The organism is Blautia hansenii (assembly GCF_013304445.1).
In the GTDB taxonomy this organism is placed as follows: Bacteria; Bacillota; Clostridia; order Lachnospirales; family Lachnospiraceae; genus Blautia.
Genome location: NZ_JAAITA010000004.1, coordinates 198,744 through 218,033, shown reverse-complemented (window position 1 = coordinate 218,033; position 19,290 = coordinate 198,744). Strand labels below are relative to the sequence as shown.

Here is a 19,290-nt window from a genome sequence, read left to right as displayed (position 1 = left end):
GAAGATGAAGCGGCCTCTGTTTAATATAGCAATTATTTATTATTCGTTGTACTAGATTACAAAATTATGAAGCACATAAGGATATTCTTGCAGAGCGTGACGATGTTATGTTGGAATATGTTACTTTGTATAATCTTTTAGGCATGCATCAGAAAGCTTATGATACCATTATGAATCATAGATTCCGTGCATGGGAAGGTGCAGAAGGACGAATCTCAGGACAGTATAAAATTGCTTTGACTGAGATGGCGAAGGAAGAGATTGTAAAGAAAAATTTTAAAGCGGCAAAAGAACTGTTGGAAAAAGCTTTATTGTACCCCGTAGATTTAGGCGAAGGAAGATTGGAAGGAATCAAGGATAACAATATTTATTATTATCTTGGAGTTGTAGAAGCAGAACTTGGAGAGGCAGAAAGGTCTGAAGAATGTTTCAAAAATGCAGAACTTGGAGTTGATGAACCGGCAGGAGCTATGTGTTATTATGACCAGCCGGCAGATATGATTCTTTATAAAGGACTTGCGAATCGGAAACTTGGAAATACAAATGCTGCCTGCGTATGCTTTAATAAACTTATGGATTACGGTGAGAAACATTTATATGATAAAATGAAAAATGATTACTTTGCTGTATCCTTGCCTGATTTTTTGATTTTTGAGGATGACATGAATCAAAAGAATAGGGCACATTGTCATTACTTGATGGGACTTGCCAATGTTGGAATGGGAAATAAGGAAGAGGCAGCCGTGCAATTTAAAAAGGCATTGCAATATGATTTTAATCATCAGAACTGTCGAATTTATTTAAAGATGGTAAAAGAAGCTGTTTGTTAGGGTAGGGAATTGGTAAATATTATAAAAAAATTGTAGATAAAGTTGGTGCTGGGGATTACTGCAGTACCAACTTTATTTGGTATGTGTTTAAGTTTTTCTTTCTTCCGTATAGAATTCCTGATTAGGTGAGAAAACTGACAAAATTTTATTCTGCAAAAGAGATATATTTTCAGCCCGTTGGGAGTAAACTGAAAGAAAATGCAGGAAGTGCAGCATGAAGAATCAAAAGCTGGAGAATCTTTTGAACCTGGCCTTGGATGCAACGCCGGAGGAACTGGAAAAGTCACCGGAACTGGGTATCGGGTATAATGAAGTGGAGCGGACATGGGACTTAATTATTAAATATACAGGAAATCTTTCGCAAATCATTGGAGAAGAGGTGGCACGGGCAGAACTTTTAAATGGCTTCGCCGTGATTACTCTTGCAGAGAGTAAAATCGAAAGTCTTTCCAGACTTCCCGGCATAGAATATGTGGAAAAGCCGAAAAGGCTTTTTTTTGCTGTCAATCAGGGGAAAAGTGCGTCCTGTATGACGGCAGTGCAAAGTCGTTTTTCTCCTTTGGGGGAAGCACTGACAGGGAAAGGAATTTTGGTAGCGTGTGTAGATTCGGGCATTGATTATACACATCCGGATTTTCGGAATCCGGACGGCAGTACCCGGATATGGAGGCTCTGGGACCAGAGTATAGCAGGCAGACCGCCGAAAGGCTATTCCCTGGGAACGGAGTACACACAGGAGGAAATCAATGAGGCTCTGCAGGCAGGAAGCCGAGCTGAAAGAGAGAAGATAGTGCCAAGCAGGGATTTGAGCGGACATGGAACCGGAGTCATGGGAATTGCTGCCGGAAATGGAAGAGCCTCTGACGGGATATACCGGGGTGTGGCTTATGAAAGTGAATTGCTTGTTGTAAAGTTAGGCGCCCCAAGGGAAGGCGGATTTCCGAGGACTACAGAACTTTTGCAGGGCATTGATTATGCCATTCGTCTGGCCGCAGACCGGGGAATACCGCTGGCGCTGAATTTGAGTTTTGGAAATAATTATGGCTCTCACAGTGGAGAATCTCTTTTGGAAACTTATCTTGATAATGCAGCGCTTACGGGACGAAGTGTTATCTGTGTGGGAATGGGGAACGAGGGAAACCGGGCGCTTCATACTTCTGGAACCGTATTGGCGGGAGAAGTTACGGAAATTTCTTTTAATGTGGGGGCGTATGAGCCTGGTCTGAATGTGCAGATATGGAAGCAGTATGTGGATGAAATGACAATGGAGCTGCTGCTACCCGGAGGACAGCGGGTGGGGCCATTTCAGGAGATTTTGGGACCGCAGCGCTTTACTGTGGGAAATACAGAACTTTTGCTGTATTACGGAGAACCGGCGCCTTATAGTCTGGCACAGGAAATCTATGTGGAAATGCTGCCTCGCAGCGAATATATTGACAGCGGAACGTGGAAAATCCGGCTGATTCCAGGGAAGATTGTGGATGGCAGGTATGATTTGTGGATGCCGGGGGGCGGTGTATTAAATGAAGATACCCATTTTCTGCAGCCTACACCGCAGACAACACAGACCATTCCCTCTACGGCCCAGAGAGTGATTTCCGTAGGCGCCTATGACTCCCGGTATCTGGCTTACGCAGATTTTTCCGGGAGAGGATATACCAGAGTGACCAACGAAATTAAGCCGGATTTAGCCGCGCCGGGAGTGGGAATTACCACAGCTGCCCCAGGGGACGGATATGAAAGCCGCACGGGAACTTCTTTTGCCACGCCGTTTGTCACAGGGGCAGCGGCACTTATGATGGAGTGGGGGATTGTAAGAGGCGAGGACTTGTTTTTGTATGGGCAGAAGGTAAAGGCGTATTTAAGAAGAGGAGCCAGGCCTCTTTTGGGCGGGGAGTATCCCAATAATCAGCTGGGGTTTGGGGCGCTGTGTTTGAGGGATAGTTTTCCAATTTGAAAACCCTATTGACGTGTGTAATAAAAAATGCAATAATATGTGTGATAAGAAATGCAAATGGAGAAGATATGAGAAGGAATACGTACATTAAACTTGAAACTTTATATAACAAATACAGTGGCTATGTAGGAACGAAAGAACTTCTGGCAGAAGGATTCACGAATCGTCAGATTTCTGTTTTAGTGGAAGAAGGGTATTTACAAAAAGTATGTTATGGACATTACTGGCTTGTGGGGAAACAATGCAGGAAACCGTTAGATTATAAATGCATTGAAGTGTGTCTGAGCAATCCTCGTGCGGTTATTTGTATGGACAGTGCACTTTACTATCAAGGTGTACTGGCACATGAGCCGGATTATTTATCAGTTGCAACAGAAAGAACAGATCGCAGTATGATGAAAATGGATTTTACGGTACAAAGACATTATTTTTCAAACAGTAATTTTAACTTTGGAATAAGAAAACAAAAGACGGAATTCGGCAGTTATAATATTTATAATATTGAGCGCTCTGTTTGTGATCTGTATCGTTTAGGGGGAAAAACGGAAATAGAGATAGTAAATAGTATAAAGGAAAATAAATATTTGTATGATCGTTTATTGAAATATGCAGAAGTACTACAGATAAAACGAGGATTGTAAAAAGGGATATACGATGGAGTACATATATAATGGCATACTGATAGAAGTAAAAACTTCACAGGAAAATCAAAATTGCAGTTCATGGATATATTTTAGGATAAAGAAAGTGAATGGGAACAAAAAATTTACGGTAAACTGAAAGGAGGGGAGGAGAGACATCCAATAATGGGAATTGTATTTTGTACCGTTTTAGGTAGAATTCTGGTTGGTTTGGTTGCAGGCGTTATTTCGGAGGCTGTTTTGCTGTGTGTATAAAAAATGGAGATAAAGAATGAAGAATAGAATCATAGATGTTCAAAACGTAAAAATTACTATTTCAAAAGAAGAATTAGATGATTATATTTGCATTACAGATATTGCTAAAGTAAAATCAAATTCCTCTAGAGCGGCTGATGTAGTGAGAAATTGGTTAAGAAATCGTGGAACGTTAGAGTATTTATCTGTATGGGAACAAATATACAATCCAGCATTTAAAGTGTTCGAATCTGAACACTTTAAAAAGCAAGCGGGTTTATTAACATTTACACCAAGTGTTTCTGAATGGATTCAGAAAACAAATGCCGTTGGTCTTTATGTAAAGCGTGGAAAATATGGAGGAACCTACGCTCATAAAGACGTAGCTTTTGAATTTGCGTCTGCAATTAGCCCGGTTTTTAAATTATATCTGATAAAAGAATTCCAACGTTTGAAGGAAGAAGAAAATAACGCAAGACAAATAGAATGGAATGCAAAACGTTTTCTTAGTAAAAGTAATTATTTGATTCAGACAGATGCAGTGAAGAACTATATCCTGCCTCAGAGAGATTTTAAAAAAGATTCAAAATGGATTGCATATGCGGAAGAAGCAGACATAGTGAATGTCGCTTTGTTTGGGTTTACAGCAAAAGCTTGGAGAGAAAAGAATCCAGAACTTGCCAAGAAAAATAATGTCAGAGATTTTGCAACAATTAATGAACTAACAGTAATTTCTAATTTAGAAACGCACAATGCCCAAATGATACGAGAAGGGAAGAAGAAGGAAGAACGGTTTGAAGTACTGAAAGAAATTGCGGAATATCAATTGAATATATTAAATACTGCTGAGCAGATAAAAATGATAGAAATTTGTGACAATGACTTGACATCCTCGGAGGCGCTGTGTTTGAGGGATAGTTTTCCAATTTGAAAAAAAATATTGACATATGTTCATAACGGTGGTATTCTGAAAGCGAAAAAATAGAAATCACTATCTTTTATCTATTTGAGGAAAGGGGATATATGGCACGGCCGCAGAAACGCAGATGTATCTGCTCAAAACCGAAAGTCACCAGTTTTTCACCGCAGGGCTGTACCGCAAATGGGAGTGTCAATCTTACATACGATGAATATGAAGTGATTCGTGTTCTGGACTTTCTGAAAATGACACAGGAAGAATGTGCAGTGAAAATGGACATTTCCAGACCAACGGTAACGAGGATTTATGACAACGCCCGACAGAAAATAGCAGATGCTATGGTGAATGGGCGAAGTCTAACCATAAGCGGAGGAGATGTGGCTGTATGCGAAAAGGTGAGGCCGGAATGTGCAGATATGGAGCACTGCTGTCATAGACAGCAGCCAAAAGAAATGGATAACCAGCAAAACAAAGCACCAGTTGAGAAAGAACAGGAGAAATAGAATGAAAGTACTAATTATAGGAGGCGTTGCTGCAGGAACCAAGACAGCAGCCAAACTGAAACGAGAAGACAGAAGTACGGAAATCACAGTAATCACCAGAGAAAGAAACATTTCTTACGCTGGGTGTGGGCTTCCTTATTATGTAGGCGGTCTGGTTGAAAATCGTGAGGCATTGATTATAAACACTCCTGAAAAATATGCAGAGCTGACGGGAGTGGAGGTAAGAACCGGAAAAGAGGCTATATCTCTGGACGCGGATAAAAAGCAGGTGACAGTAAAGGATTTGTTTACAGGAGAAGAAGAAGTCTGTACTTATGACAAGCTGGTTCTGGCTGTAGGAGCATCTCCGGCAGAACTGCTCATTCCAGGTATGGCACAGCAGGGTGTATTTAAAATGCGTACCCCGGATGATGCAGCGGCTATTCGTTCTTATATGGAAGAAAACCAGGTGAAGAAGGCCGTTGTTATCGGAGCTGGATTTATAGGGCTGGAAGCAGCAGAAAATCTGAAGAACAAAGGCGTGCAGGTTACGGTCCTGGATTTTGCTTCCCAGCTTCTTCCCAATATTTTGGATGAGGAAATGGCTGCTTATGTGAAAAAACATCTGTTGAAAGAGGGTATCCGTGTTCTTACAGGTACAAAAGCAGAAGAGGTGGTTGGAAGCGGAAAAGTGACCGGACTGAAAACTTCTGCTGGATTTTTGGGCTGTGAACTTCTGATTACAGCAGCCGGTATTCGTCCCAATACAGAATTTCTGCAGAGCAGCGGTCTGGAAATGTCTAAGGGAACGATTCTGGTTGATAATACGATGAAAACCAGTCTGGAAGATGTTTATGCAGCAGGAGACTGTGTCATGGTGACAAACCGCATTACCGGAAAGCCGCAGTGGTCGCCAATGGGCTCTTCCGCAAATATGGAAGGCCGAACCCTGGCGCAGATACTGACCGGAACAAGGAAAACTTATCCTGGTGTATTGGGAACCGGTGTCGTAAAACTTCCGGGTCTGCATGTGGGACGCACAGGTCTTACACAGCAGCAGGCAGAGGCAGCAGGATATGAGGTTGTAACGGTTCTGGTACCTACAGATGACAAGGCACACTATTATCCGGGAGCAGGCTTCTTTATTACCAAACTGATTGCAGAAAAAGAGACACATAAACTGCTGGGGGTACAGGTTCTGGGAACCGGTGCAGTAGACAAGATGGTGGATATTGCCGTTATGGGGCTGAATATGGGTGCTGTTCTGGAAGATTTTGAAAATGCAGACTTTGCTTATGCACCGCCATTTTCCACTGCCATTCATCCTTTTGTACAGGCGGTACATGTGCTGCTCAACAAGATAAACGGAGCACTGGTGAGCATGACTCCGGCGGAATATGCGGCAGGCAAGGCAAAAGGCTATAAGGTTATTGATGCAGGTCTGGCGCCGTCCATTCATGGAGCCCGTTATGTAGACCTTTCTGCGGTGCAGGGAGAAATCGAAGGGCTGGATAAAGAAGAAAAACTGCTTTTGGTATGTGCGAAAGGAAAACGTGCCTATTTCCTGCAGAACCGTATGCGTTTCTATGGATATAAAAATACTGTGGTTCTGGAAGGGGCAACGTTCTTTAACGATGTAAAAGTAGAAAATCCAGAAGGGGCCGTATCACTGGAAGAAGAGAAACGGGTAAAAGCTCTTGGATTTTTAAAAGACAAAAATACCCTGGATAAGTTTAACGGCCGTGTGATTACCAGAAACGGAAAGATTACAGCCGAGGAAGCACGGACGATTGCAGAAGCGGCTGAACTTTTCGGAAGCGGTGAGGTGACTATGACCTCTCGTATGACCATGGAAATTCAGGGGGTATCTTTTGCTAATATTGAACCTCTTCGTGAATATCTTATGCAGGCGGGTTTGGAAACAGGGGGCACTGGCTCCAAGGTTCGTCCGGTAGTATCCTGTAAGGGAACCACCTGTCAGTATGGACTCATTGATACATTTGGGCTGTCTGAAGAGATTCATGAAAGATTTTACCACGGATATTCCGCAGTGAAGCTTCCGCACAAGTTTAAAATTGCAGTGGGCGGATGTCCGAATAACTGTGTGAAACCGGATTTAAATGACCTGGGTATTATCGGACAGAGAGTTCCTATGGTGGATATGGAAAAATGCCGTGGCTGTAAAGTCTGCCGCATTGAAAAAAATTGTCCGATTAAGGCGGCAAAGGTTGTGGAAGGAAAGATTATGATTCCGGACAATGAGTGCAACCATTGCGGTCGCTGCATTGGCAAATGTCCGTTTAAGGCCTTTGAAAACTATACCAATGGATACCGTATCTACATTGGCGGACGCTGGGGCAAAAAGGTGGCACAGGGACGTTATCTGGATAAGGTGTTTACGGAGAAAGAAGAGGTACTTTCCATTGTGGAAAAAGCAATTCTGCTGTTCAGAGAGCAAGGAATTACAGGAGAGCGTTTTGCAGATACCGTGGCAAGACTGGGATTTGAAAATGTACAGGAACAGCTCATGGCAGATGATTTACTGAGCAGAAAAGAAGAAAATATTAAGGGTGAGAAACATTTAGTGGGCGGAGCGACCTGCTAAAGAAATATGCAGGATTGAGGAAGCTTTGTTCGCAGAAAAAAAGAGTTGTGACATACCAATAGGTGTGTGATAGCTCTTTTTTTTCATGCAGACTATCCTTTTTTCTGTTTGCTGCGTTATATATAATAGAAGGACAGGCGTTTGACTTTGAAAGGGAGGAAGGAGGAAACTGTGGATTCTGATTTTATACTGATACGGAGAATGAAGCAGGGCAGGGAAGAGGCCATGGAACATTTTGTGCGCAAATACTATGACGAAATTTTAAAATACTGTACATATCATTGTCAGGATGCACAGTATGGGGAAGATTTCACACAGGAAGTTTTTGTACGATTTTTTGCAGGGCTTGCAGCTTATGAATACCAGGGGAAAACAAAAAATTATCTCTACACCATTGCAGGGAATCTGTGCCGGGATTTTTACCGAAAGAGTCGGGAAATTCCCATGGAACAGCAGGTATTTGAACAGGAAAAAGAAGAGAACGGAAAGTTGGAGAAAGTGGCAGAGAGACTGGATATGGAGCAGGCTCTTAGAAAATTGCCGGAAGAATTGCGGGAGGTGTTGATTTTGTATTATTTTCAGGAGTTAAAACTGAGGGAGATTGCAAAGGTGCTGCAAATTGGTCTGCCTCTTGCAAAATACAGGATAAAAAGGGCAAAAGAGCAGTTGGCACTATTGCTGGAAGGAGGGAATTTAACATGAAACTGGAAGAAGAACTGCGCCTTTATAAAGAAAGCAGGAGCATACAAGCCCGGGAAATCTGTAGGAAAAGAACCATAGAGCAGAGCAAAAAGGTTTTTTATGCAGAAGAACAGAAGCGGATTTTATCGGGAACAGAATTTCTATATACCCAGCTTGGATATATCCGAAAACGATGGTGGATGTTACAGGCCCTGCTTCTGATAAGTCTGTGGAGTTTTCTTTCCTGTACAAGAGAGCCGTTCTACGTACAGCGAAGTATGGGAGTGGCGGGGGCTTTGTTTGTGATTTTGCTGATTCCTGAGTTGTGGAAGAATAGAAACTGTAATTCCATGGAAATTGAGGCGGCCGCTTATTATTCCCTTCGCCAGATTTATGCGGCAAGATTGCTGCTGTTTGGGATGACAGACGTGTTTTTACTCACTGTTTTTTGTCTGGTGTCGTCCTTTAGTCTGCAGATAGCCATGGCAGAACTGCTGACACAATTTTTATTTCCCATGGTGGTGGCAGCGTGTATTTGCTTTGGAATTTTATCCGGCAGACATGGGTGGAATGAACTTGCAGCCATAGGCGGCTGTATTGCGTGGAGTATTTTATGGTGGAGCATAGTGATAAACGAGAGACTTTATCAGGCCATTACCATGCCAATCTGGTGTGGGCTGTTTGGCATGGCAGTGATTGCTCTTTGCTTGCTTGTAAAACATTTGCTGGCGGGAAGCCGGAAGATTTGGGAGGAAAACTGGAATGGAATTGGAAATGAATAATTTGACAAAAAAATTTGGGGATTTTACTGCGGTAAAACAGCTGAATTTGTCTATGACAAGAGGCGTTTATGGGCTGTTGGGGAAAAATGGTGCGGGGAAAACCACATTTATGCGTATGTTGTGTACCCTGCTCACCCCTACGGAAGGAAACATTTTGTGTGACGGAAGAGATATCTTTAAAATGGAAGGAGAATACAGGAAACTTTTGGGATATCTGCCCCAGGATTTTGGCTTTTACCCGGAATTCACCGTGCGGGATTATCTGCTGTACATTGCGTCAATCAAAGGGCTTCCCCCGGCTGTGGCAAAGAAACGGACAAAGGAATTGCTTGCTGCCGTGGGGCTTGAAAAATATGCAGGCAGAAAAATGAAAAAACTTTCCGGCGGCATGAAGCGAAGGGCAGGAATTGCCCAGGCTATGATGAACCACCCTAAAATCCTGATTCTGGACGAGCCCACAGCAGGTCTGGACCCCAATGAACGTATCCGTTTTCGCAACCTCATCAGTGAATTTTCAGAAGACAGACTGGTGCTTCTCTCCACCCATATTGTGTCTGATGTGGAGTATATAGCCAATGACATCTGGCTGATGAATGAGGGAGAAATTGTTCGCCAGGGAACACCAAAACAGATAACAGAATCTATGAAGCAGAAGGTCTGGGAATGTTTGGTAGAGAAGAGAGCGGTTCCTTTGCTGGCGCGACAATATAAAATTTCCAATATGAAAGCAGATACACAGGGAGTACAGGTGCGGGTAATTGCAGGCGAAAAGCCGGCAGAGTATGCAAAAGAGGCAGTTCCGTCCCTGGAAGATGCGTTCTTATATTATTTTGGCGAAGAGGCGGGTGACAATCATGGTATTTTATGAAATGAAGAAAATCTTTTCCAAAAGCAGCAGTAAGGCAGCGCTTGTTTTTCTGGGATTTGCATTGTGCCTTATCATATATTTTGCAATGGGAGAAGTGTCTTATGTAAATCCGGAAGGGGAAGGAACAAAGGGAATTGCCGCAGCGCGTCATCTGGAAAAAGAGAAGGAAAAGTGGAAGGGAACACTGACAACAGAACGGCTTCAACAAGTTATCCGTGAAAATAATAAAGTGAACCAGAGCCCACAGGCAAAGTCCGAAAATACAAAAGAGAACGATCAGGCTTTTAGTCGGAAACAGGGATTTTCAGATATTCGTGAGTTGTTAAATAAAGCATTTACAGGATTTCAGGAATATGATTATTTCCGGGCAGACACGTTGACGGAAGAAGAGGCAGGGCAATTTTATAAGAAAAGGACAGAAAATCTGAAAGCCTGGCTTGCAGAAGAAGGAGGAGGGGCAGACCAGTTTACGAAAACGGAAAAAGAGTTTCTTGTAAACCAATACAAGAGTTTGGAGACACCGTGGTATTACGAAAGTTCGGATGGATTTGATGCATGGTTTACCTGGTCTCCAACGATTTGTATGCTGGTGGTTCTTACGGTAGGTTTCCTGGTATCCGGTATCTTTTCCTGCGAAAAGAGATATCGTGCAGCTTCTGTTTATTTTGCCTCTTACCATGGGAGGAAAAAAGCGGTTTTGGCGAAAATTAAGGCAGGAGTGCTTACTGCCACACTTGTTTATTGGGGAATCATGCTTCTTTACAGCGCGGTTGTATTGGGGTGTCTGGGACTGCAGGGAAGTCAATGTGTAATACAGACCCAGTTTGGAAAATGGAAAAGTTTTTATGCTATGACTATAGGGCAGGAATACGCTTACATATTGCTTGGGGGATATATTGGCTGTCTGTTTTTCACACTTTTAACCATGCTGATTTCGTCATGGAGTCATTCAGGCACGGCAGCCGTCATCGTTCCCTTTGCGCTGATATTGGCGCCCTCTTTTCTGGCAGAAACCCAGATTCCTTTTGTAGATAAAATTCTGGGACTTCTGCCAGACCAGCTGCTGCAGGTGGAACTGGTGATTTCCCATTTTAGTCTGTATTCTCTGGGCGGGAAAATAATAGGAGCCCTGCCTGTGCTGCTGGTACTTTACAGTGTGCTGTGTGCAGGACTTCTGCCTGTGGTATACAGGATTTATCGAAGAAAAGAAGTCCGGGAATAGAGGCTGATAAGCAGCACCACACCAAAAAGCAGAACTTTGAAAATTTTAAGTTTTTTAAATGCTTTTGCATGGAGAATGCGTTATATTAAGTGCAGAGAACCGTTGTCTTTTTGCAGGATTTTCGCTATAATCAACAAATAGAATAAAACGAGGGGGCATTTTCACATGCAGAAAAATCTTACACAAGGCCCTGTAGGTAAGACACTGCTGTTGTTTTCTCTTCCTATGATAGTGGGAAATTTGCTGCAGCAGCTTTACAATATTGCGGATACCTTGATTGTGGGCAGGTTTTTAGGCTCCGGCGCGCTGGCTGCGGTGGGGTCTTCTTATACACTTATGACATTTTTAACTTCTGTTTTTCTGGGACTTTGTATGGGAAGCGGCGCGGTGTTTTCCATACGGTTCGGAGAAGGGGAGATGGAAAAGCTGCAGGAGAGCATAACGGCGGCTTTTCTTCTGATTTTTACAGTAACGGCGGCGCTGAATTTTCTGGTTTTTCTGCTGATTGACCCTATTTTAGGCCTTCTGCAGGTACCGGAAGAAATTTACGGCATGATGCGGGGATACCTCTGGGTTATATTCTGGGGAATTCCGGCAGTGTTTCTTTACAATTTCTATGCCGCCCTGCTGCGGGCTGTGGGGAACTCTGTAGTACCTCTGGTATTTCTGGCAGCCTGTGCGGTATTGAACATTGTACTGGATTTGTGGTTTGTTCTTGGATTTTCCTGGGGTGTGAAAGGGGCAGCCGCGGCAACAGTTATGTCCCAATACGTTTCCGGGGTGGGGATTGCCTTGTATACCTGGAAAACCCAGACACACTTTCGGATTCAGCGGAAGTATCTGTGTCCCAGACGGCAGGTGCTGAAGGAACTGGCACAGTTTTCCTTTTTGACTTCAGTGCAGCAGTCTGTGATGAACTTGGGAATTTTAATGGTGCAGGGATTGGTAAACAGCTTTGGAACGGTAATTATGGCGGCCTTTGCAGCGGCCGTAAAGATTGATTCCTTTGCATACATGCCGGTACAGGATTTCGGCAATGCTTTTTCTACCTTTGTGGCACAGAATTTCGGGGCAAAGAAGGAGGAGCGAATCCGGGAAGGTATCCGAAAAGCAGTAGGAATGGCTTTTGTCTTTTGTGTGCTGATTTCCTGCGGTGTATTTTTCTTTGCCAGACCGCTGCTGTTGATTTTTGTCCAGCCGCAGGAGTCGGAAATTCTGGCGGCAGGCGTGGAGTATTTACGCATCGAAGGGGCGTTTTACTGCGGCATTGGCTGTCTGTTTCTGTTGTATGGCTTTTACCGGGCTGTGAAGCTGCCGGGAATGTCCGTGGTACTGACGGTGATTTCTCTGGGAACCCGCGTGGTCCTGGCGTATCTTTTATCTTCGGTGGAGAGCATCGGGGTTCTGGGAATCTGGTGGTCGGTGCCCATTGGATGGGCCCTGGCTGATCTGGTGGGCTTTGTGTATTACCGAATGAAGAAAAAGTATCTATTTCACACACTTTTTACGGAAAAAGGATAACAAATCACATAAAAAAAGAGTATGATTTCCAGATGTATGGAATTTATACTCTTTTTTGATGAGAAAGACAGAACAGGAGAAAACAATGGCAGAAGAAAAATACAAGCAGATTACGTATATGGATATGAAGAAAGATGAAGAGGTTAACATGCTTTTGGCACATGGCAATCAGGTGTTAAAGGAGTTGGGATTTACTGAACATTCCAGAAAGCATGCGGCAAAGGTAGCGGAAACAGCGGGAAGAATTTTAAAGGAGCTGGGATATGGAGACCGGGAAATCAGGCTGAGTAAAATTGCCGGGTATATGCATGATATCGGCAACGGTATTCATCGCCATGACCATGCACAAAGCGGAGCGCTTCTGGCTTATCAGATTTTAAAAGAGCGGAAAATGCCCCTTGAGGAGGCGGTTACAGTGATGACGGCTATCGGCAACCATGACGAGGAAACGGGAACAGCGGTGGATGTGGTGTCTGCAGCCCTGATTCTGGCAGATAAGACGGATGTAAGAAGAAACCGGGTGCAGAATCCCACAGCTGCCAATTTTGACATTCATGACCGGGTGAATTATGCGGTGCTGTCTTCTTCTTTAGAGGTGAAAAAGGAGAAAAAAGTCATCGAAATGAGTCTGGAACTGGATGATGAAATGTGTACGGTCATGGATTATTTTGAGATTTTCCTAAAAAGAACCATGATGTGCAAGCGGGCTTCTGAGGTGCTGGGCTGCAGGTTTAAGCTGGTGGCAAATGGGAATAAGGTTTGCTGAAATACCCCTTTTTGTGCTATGATAAGAAAAATACCATAGAACAGAAAGGGGTATTTTCAATGGAGAATATCAGTATGGCTCTTCTGGCCCATGTAGATGCAGGAAAGACTACACTGGCCGAGAGCATTCTTTATCATACAGGCAGTATTCGGAAAATGGGAAGGGTGGATCACCAGGACACCTTTCTGGACACAGATTCCATGGAACGGGCAAGAGGCATTACCATCTTTTCCAAACAGGCGGGCTTTCGGTTGGGAGAAAAGTCCTTCACCCTTCTGGATACGCCGGGGCATGTGGATTTTTCAGCAGAAATGGAGAGAACCTTGCAGGTGCTCGATTACGCAGTGCTGCTTATCAGCGGCGCAGACGGTGTCCAGGGGCATGTGCAGACCCTTTGGCGGCTGCTGAAACAGTATAGGATTCCCGTGTTTCTTTTCATTAATAAAATGGACCAGGAAGGCACGGACCGAAGAGTGCTGCTTCTGGAACTGCAGAGAAAGCTGGATGAAAGATGTATTGATTTTGGACAGGACAGAAAAAAAGAGGATATTTTAGAAGAAGTTGCCATGTGTGATGAACATTTGCTGGAAACGTATTTAGAGGAAGGGGAGATTTCTGTTTCTGAGATACAAAACCTCATTGCCCAACGAAAAATATTTCCGTGTTACTTTGGTTCTGCGCTGAAATCCTTTGGGGTGAAAGAACTGCTGGAGGGACTGGAAACCTATATAAAAGAGCCGGAGTATGGAGAAGAGTTCGGCGCCAGAATTTTCAAGATATCCAGAGATGATAAGGGAAACCGTCTGACTCACATGAAGGTTACAGGCGGCAGCCTGAAAGTGAAGCAGGTGCTGCAGGGGAAAGAATGGGAAGAAAAAGCAGACCAGATAAGAATCTATGCAGGGGCAGGATTTCGCACAGTGAGCGAGGCGCCGTCAGGAACCATCTGTGCAGTGACAGGACTTACCAAAACCTTTGCAGGAGAAGGACTGGGGATGGAAAAAGAATCCATAAGTCCGCTGCTGGCTCCGGTGCTTACTTATGAAATCCGGCTGCCGAAGGGCTGTGATGTACATAGAATGCTTCTCCAGCTTCGACAGTTGGAAGAGGAAGAACCGCAGCTTCATATTGTATGGAAGGAAAGTCTGGGAGAAATCCATGCGCAGGTCATGGGAGAGGTGCAGATTGAAATTCTAAAGAATTTAATACAGGAACGATTCGGTGTTTCGGTGGAATTTGGCTCCGGAAGTATTGTATATAAGGAAACCATTACAGAGTCTGTGGAGGGAATCGGCCACTTTGAACCTCTGCGCCACTATGCGGAGGTACATCTTCTTCTGGAACCTCTGGAGAGAGGAAAGGGACTGCAGTTTGCCTCCTCCTGCAGCGAGGATGTGCTGGATAAAAACTGGCAGAGACTGGTGCTTACCCACCTGGCTGAGAAAAATCACAAGGGCGTTCTTACAGGAGCGGACATTACAGATATGAAGATTACGCTGACCGCGGGGAGAGCACACATCAAACATACGGAAGGTGGAGATTTTAGAGAGGCCACTTACCGGGCTGTGCGGCAGGGGTTAAAGAAGGCAAAGAGTATCCTTCTGGAACCTGTGTACGAATACCGTCTGGAAGTGCCTCAGGAACTGGTGGGAAGAGCCATGACGGATATTCAGAAGATGAGCGGAACTTTTGCCGGACCGGAATTGGAGGAAGAGATGGCCGTGCTTACGGGAATGGCTCCGGCAGTGACCATGAGCGGCTATCAAAGAGAGGTGACTTCCTATACAGGCGGCAGGGGAAGGCTGTTCTGTACTTTGAAAGGATATGAACCCTGCCACAACCAGGATGAGGTGTTGGAAACGATTGGCTATAATTCCGAAGCGGATGTGGAAAATCCTACGGGCTCTGTATTCTGTTCTCATGGTGCCGGTTTTACGGTCAGCTGGGATGAAGTAGACGAATATGCCCATGTGGAATCCGCTAAAAGGAAAGAAGACATTCAAATAGAAACAGCCAGAGCTGTGCCACGCAGTTTTTCTCAGATTCGCCTGGATGAAAAAGAATTGGAAGAAATTTTCGCCAGGACTTATGGACCCGTAAAGCGGGAGAGAAATGCATTTCAGAAAACTGTGCGCAGTGTTTCTTTTGATTCTTCTTCCGGAAAAAGCGGAGGAAAGAAGAAAGAGAAAGAAAAAGAGTATCTGTTGGTGGACGGCTACAACATTATTTTTGCATGGGAAGATTTAAATGAACTTGCAAAAACCAGTATGGAAGGCGCCAGGAATAAGCTGATGGATATTCTCTGTAATTACCAGGGATATAAAAAATGTACATTGATTCTGGTTTTTGACGCTTACCGGGTGGAAGGCGGCCAGGGGGCTGTGGAGAAATATCACAATATCCATGTGGTTTACACAAAGGAAGCAGAAACCGCAGACCAGTATATTGAAAAGACGGTACATGAAATCGGAAAAAAACATCATGTGACTGTGGCTACGTCTGATGCCCTGGAACAGGTGATTATCCTGGGACAGGGAGCGGCCAGAATGTCTGCCAGAAACCTGCAGGAAGAAATCCGGATGATGAAGCAGGAAATCCGGGAGTATTATATAGAAAAACAGAAAAAAAGCGGAACGTATCTGTTTGAACATCTGCCGGAAGATTTGGCGGAATTTATGGAGGATGTCCGGCTGGGCAGAAAGGAAATAGAAGAAAAAGAGGTTTAGAAGACCAAGAAATCAGGCAGTGAGAAAAAAGAGTGCAGGAGATTACAAATTTTGTAAAAAAAGCTCTTGCATTCTTTCCAGAGAGGTGATATTATATAAAGCGTACTTTTATGCTCAGAAAGGAGGAAGAACAGTGAAAGTTAGATCATCTGTAAAACCAATTTGTGAAAAGTGCAAGGTTATCAAAAGAAAGGGAAGTATCAGAATTATCTGTGAAAACCCAAAACACAAACAGCGTCAGGGCTAATATCTGAAATTTATAGCAGAGTTGTGACATTGATTTGTGTGAATTTTAGTGCGGCTGCAGTATGAAACGCAAGGACGCGTTGTTCGTACTGATTAAATATAGTGATATTAGAATCCAGGGCAGATTTAGACCCTGAGGGAACTGTTTACCGAGGATGGTTCCTGTTGTCGGAGCGCGCGGTGCGCGGTTTCGATGACCCGGAATATTGCTTAATACCGGTATCCGCCAAATACCGGAAAGGCTGCGTAAAATTATTTTGCGGCTGGACGCAGAAGACCCCGTCAGTTTTTTGTGTCTCAATTAGGAACAATATTAACAGAAAATGGAGGAACAAATACATGGCTCGTATAGCTGGTGTAGACTTACCAAGAGAAAAACGTATCGAAATCGGCTTAACATACATCTACGGAATCGGTAGAGTAAGTTCAAACCGTATCTTAGAGAAGGCAGGCGTAAATCCTGACACTCGTGTCAGAGATGTTACTGACGAAGAAGTAGGAAAAATCCGTGACGCAATCGAAGAGTTACAGATTCCTGTAGAAGGTGATTTAAGAAGAGAAATCGCTCTGAATATCAAGAGACTTCAGGAAATCGGATGCTACAGAGGAATCCGTCATCGTAAAGGACTTCCTGTTCGTGGACAGAAAACAAAAACAAACGCAAGAACAAGAAAAGGTCCTAAGAGAACTGTTGCTAACAAGAAGAAATAATTTTTTTGTTGCGATACAGGCGGCGGCCTGAATTATGAAAATTACAGTTGAGTTTAAATATTAGAGAAAGTAGGTTAGTTTAAAAATGGCTAAAGTTACAAAAAAAGTGACAAAAAAGCGTGTTAAGAAAAACGTTGAACGCGGACAGGCACATATCCAGTCTTCTTTCAATAACACAATCGTTACATTGACAGATGCTGAAGGAAATGCTTTATCATGGGCAAGTGCCGGTGGTCTGGGATTTAAAGGTTCAAGGAAATCTACTCCATATGCAGCTCAGATGGCTGCAGAAACAGCTGCTAAAGCAGCAATTATCCATGGTCTGAAGACTGTTGACGTTTTTGTAAAAGGACCTGGTTCAGGAAGAGAAGCAGCAATCCGTGCATTGGCAGCTTGCGGTATTGAAGTTACAAGCATCAAAGATGTAACTCCGGTTCCACACAACGGTTGTCGTCCACCAAAACGCAGAAGAGTCTAATTAGGAGGTCAGTGAATCATGGCAGTAAATAGAGTACCAGTTCTGAAAAGATGTAGATCCTTAGGTCTTGACCCTGTATATCTGGGAATTGACAAAAAATCTACCAGACAGTTAAAAAGAGCAAACAGAAAAGTGTCCGAATACGGACTTCAGTTAAGAGAAAAACAGAAAGCAAAATTCATCTACGGCGTTCTGGAAAAACCTTTCCGTAACTACTACAAAAAAGCAGACCAGAGACCGGGACAGACAGGTGAAAACCTGATGGTTATGCTGGAAACACGTCTGGACAACGTAGTATTCCGTCTTGGACTTGCAAGAACAAGAAAAGAAGCAAGACAGATTGTTGACCACAAACATGTACTGGTAAACGGAAAACAGGTAAACATTCCATCTTACTTATTAAAAGCTGGCGATGTTATCGAAATTAAAGAAAAATGCAAAGGTTCTCAGAGATACAAAGATATCCTTGAAGTAACCGGCGGACGTCTGGTTCCGGCTTGGTTAGATGTAGACCAGGAAGCATTAAAGGGCGAAGTAAAAGCACTTCCTACAAGAGAAGAAATCGACGTACCGGTTAACGAAGTGTTAATTGTCGAGTTGTATTCTAAATAATTAAGAAGTGAATTGTGCGCGTAGCAAGGAGGGCTTTGCATGTTCGATTTTAACAAACCCAAAATTCAAATCACAGAAATGTCTGATGATAAGAGATATGGGAAATTCGTGGTAGAACCACTGGAAAGAGGATATGGTATTACACTGGGCAACTCTTTAAGAAGAATTATGCTTTCTTCTTTACCGGGTGCCGCTGTAAGCCAGGTGAAAATTGACGGTGTTCTCCATGAATTCAGTTCTATGCCGGGTGTCAAAGAAGATGTGACAGAAATTATCATGAATCTGAAAAATCTGGCGATTAAGAACGTAAGCGACAGCAATGAGCCGAAAACCGCATATATCGAGTTTGAAGGCGAAGGCGTTGTGACAGGTGCAGATATTCAGGTTGACCAGGATTTGGAAATCTTAAATCCGGAGCAGGTAATTGCCACCTTAAATGGCGGTACAGGCTGCAAATTCAATGCAGAACTGACCATTACCAAAGGCCGCGGATATGTAAGCGCAGATAAAGGAAAATCAGATGACATGCCAATCGGTATGATTGCTGTAGATGCAATTTACACCCCGGTTGAGCGTGTGAATATGGCCGTTGAAAATACCCGTGTAGGTCAGGTTACAGACTTTGATAAGCTGACTCTGGATATTTACACAAACGGAACACTGGACGCAGACGAGGCTGTCAGCCTGGCTGCTAAGGTATTAAGCGAGCATTTAAGCCTCTTCATTGATCTTTCTGAAAGTGCAAAGACTGCAGAAGTCATGATTGAAAAGGAAGACAATGAGAAAGAAAAAGTTCTGGAAATGAACATTGACGAATTAGAACTGTCTGTTCGTTCCTACAACTGCTTAAAACGTGCTGGTATTAATACCGTGGAAGAGCTTTGCAACCGTACTTCCGAAGATATGATGAAGGTTCGTAACCTGGGCCGTAAGTCATTAGAAGAAGTTTTGGCAAAATTAAAAGAATTGGGCTTACAGTTAAATCCAAGCGAGGAGTAAGCCTTTAGGA

The 19,290-nt window shown here is 43.6% G+C and carries 18 protein-coding genes; all 18 read left to right on the top strand.

Annotated elements, in window-relative coordinates:
- Positions 1-107: 107 nt before the first annotated feature.
- The 18 genes from G5A70_RS05795 (at position 108) to G5A70_RS05710 (ending at position 19,280) form a co-directional block, all read left to right on the top strand.
- Positions 108-830: a hypothetical protein gene (locus G5A70_RS05795; protein WP_173748727.1), complete on the top strand. Its 723-nt coding sequence runs from the start codon at positions 108-110 to the stop codon at positions 828-830.
- 214 nt (positions 831-1,044) lie between these two features.
- Positions 1,045-2,787, top strand: coding sequence for a S8 family peptidase (locus tag G5A70_RS05790; protein ID WP_173748726.1), 1,743 nt, complete (start codon positions 1,045-1,047; stop codon positions 2,785-2,787).
- Positions 2,788-2,855: 68 nt separating this feature from the next.
- Positions 2,856-3,428, top strand: a complete 573-nt coding sequence (locus G5A70_RS05785) for a type IV toxin-antitoxin system AbiEi family antitoxin domain-containing protein (protein WP_173748725.1) — start codon at positions 2,856-2,858, stop codon at positions 3,426-3,428.
- Positions 3,429-3,699: 271 nt separating this feature from the next.
- Positions 3,700-4,593, top strand: a complete 894-nt coding sequence (locus G5A70_RS05780) for a KilA-N domain-containing protein (protein ID WP_173748724.1) — start codon at positions 3,700-3,702, stop codon at positions 4,591-4,593.
- A 92-nt stretch (positions 4,594-4,685) separates the two neighbouring features.
- Entirely contained in the window at positions 4,686-5,084 is a 399-nt protein-coding gene (locus G5A70_RS05775) for a DUF134 domain-containing protein (protein WP_173748723.1), read from the top strand.
- A 1-nt stretch (position 5,085) separates the two neighbouring features.
- A complete protein-coding gene (locus tag G5A70_RS05770; protein WP_173748722.1) occupies positions 5,086-7,668 on the top strand; it encodes an FAD-dependent oxidoreductase in 2,583 nt (860 codons plus the stop codon).
- Positions 7,669-7,839: 171 nt separating this feature from the next.
- Entirely contained in the window at positions 7,840-8,370 is a 531-nt protein-coding gene (locus tag G5A70_RS05765; protein ID WP_173748721.1) for an RNA polymerase sigma factor, read from the top strand.
- Positions 8,367-9,131, top strand: coding sequence for a hypothetical protein (locus tag G5A70_RS05760; RefSeq protein ID WP_173748720.1), 765 nt, complete (start codon positions 8,367-8,369; stop codon positions 9,129-9,131). The genes G5A70_RS05765 and G5A70_RS05760 overlap by 4 nt, the downstream gene beginning before the upstream one ends.
- Positions 9,112-9,999, top strand: coding sequence for an ABC transporter ATP-binding protein (locus G5A70_RS05755; protein ID WP_173748719.1), 888 nt, complete (start codon positions 9,112-9,114; stop codon positions 9,997-9,999). Before G5A70_RS05760 ends, G5A70_RS05755 begins: the two co-directional genes overlap by 20 nt.
- On the top strand, positions 9,986-11,221 hold the full coding sequence (locus G5A70_RS05750; protein WP_173748718.1) for an ABC transporter permease: 1,236 nt from the start codon (positions 9,986-9,988) through the stop codon (positions 11,219-11,221). The genes G5A70_RS05755 and G5A70_RS05750 overlap by 14 nt, the downstream gene beginning before the upstream one ends.
- A 165-nt stretch (positions 11,222-11,386) precedes the next feature.
- Positions 11,387-12,742: an MATE family efflux transporter gene (locus tag G5A70_RS05745; RefSeq protein WP_173748717.1), complete on the top strand. Its 1,356-nt coding sequence runs from the start codon at positions 11,387-11,389 to the stop codon at positions 12,740-12,742.
- A gap of 85 nt (positions 12,743-12,827) precedes the next feature.
- Positions 12,828-13,508 carry an HD domain-containing protein gene (locus G5A70_RS05740; RefSeq protein WP_173748716.1) on the top strand — a complete coding sequence of 227 codons (681 nt, stop codon included), beginning with the start codon at positions 12,828-12,830 and terminating at the stop codon, positions 13,506-13,508.
- A gap of 59 nt (positions 13,509-13,567) precedes the next feature.
- A complete protein-coding gene (locus G5A70_RS05735; protein WP_173748715.1) occupies positions 13,568-16,234 on the top strand; it encodes a translation factor GTPase family protein in 2,667 nt (888 codons plus the stop codon).
- Between the two features lie 133 nt (positions 16,235-16,367).
- Positions 16,368-16,481, top strand: coding sequence for a 50S ribosomal protein L36 (rpmJ, locus tag G5A70_RS05730; RefSeq protein WP_003022746.1), 114 nt, complete (start codon positions 16,368-16,370; stop codon positions 16,479-16,481).
- 338 nt (positions 16,482-16,819) lie between these two features.
- Positions 16,820-17,191, top strand: coding sequence for a 30S ribosomal protein S13 (gene rpsM / locus G5A70_RS05725; RefSeq protein WP_173748714.1), 372 nt, complete (start codon positions 16,820-16,822; stop codon positions 17,189-17,191).
- 85 nt (positions 17,192-17,276) lie between these two features.
- On the top strand, positions 17,277-17,669 hold the full coding sequence (gene rpsK / locus G5A70_RS05720) for a 30S ribosomal protein S11 (RefSeq protein WP_022269707.1): 393 nt from the start codon (positions 17,277-17,279) through the stop codon (positions 17,667-17,669).
- An 18-nt stretch (positions 17,670-17,687) separates the two neighbouring features.
- Entirely contained in the window at positions 17,688-18,281 is a 594-nt protein-coding gene (gene rpsD, locus G5A70_RS05715; RefSeq protein ID WP_173748713.1) for a 30S ribosomal protein S4, read from the top strand.
- A 39-nt stretch (positions 18,282-18,320) separates the two neighbouring features.
- On the top strand, positions 18,321-19,280 hold the full coding sequence (locus G5A70_RS05710) for a DNA-directed RNA polymerase subunit alpha (protein WP_173748712.1): 960 nt from the start codon (positions 18,321-18,323) through the stop codon (positions 19,278-19,280).
- Positions 19,281-19,290 lie beyond the last annotated feature (10 nt).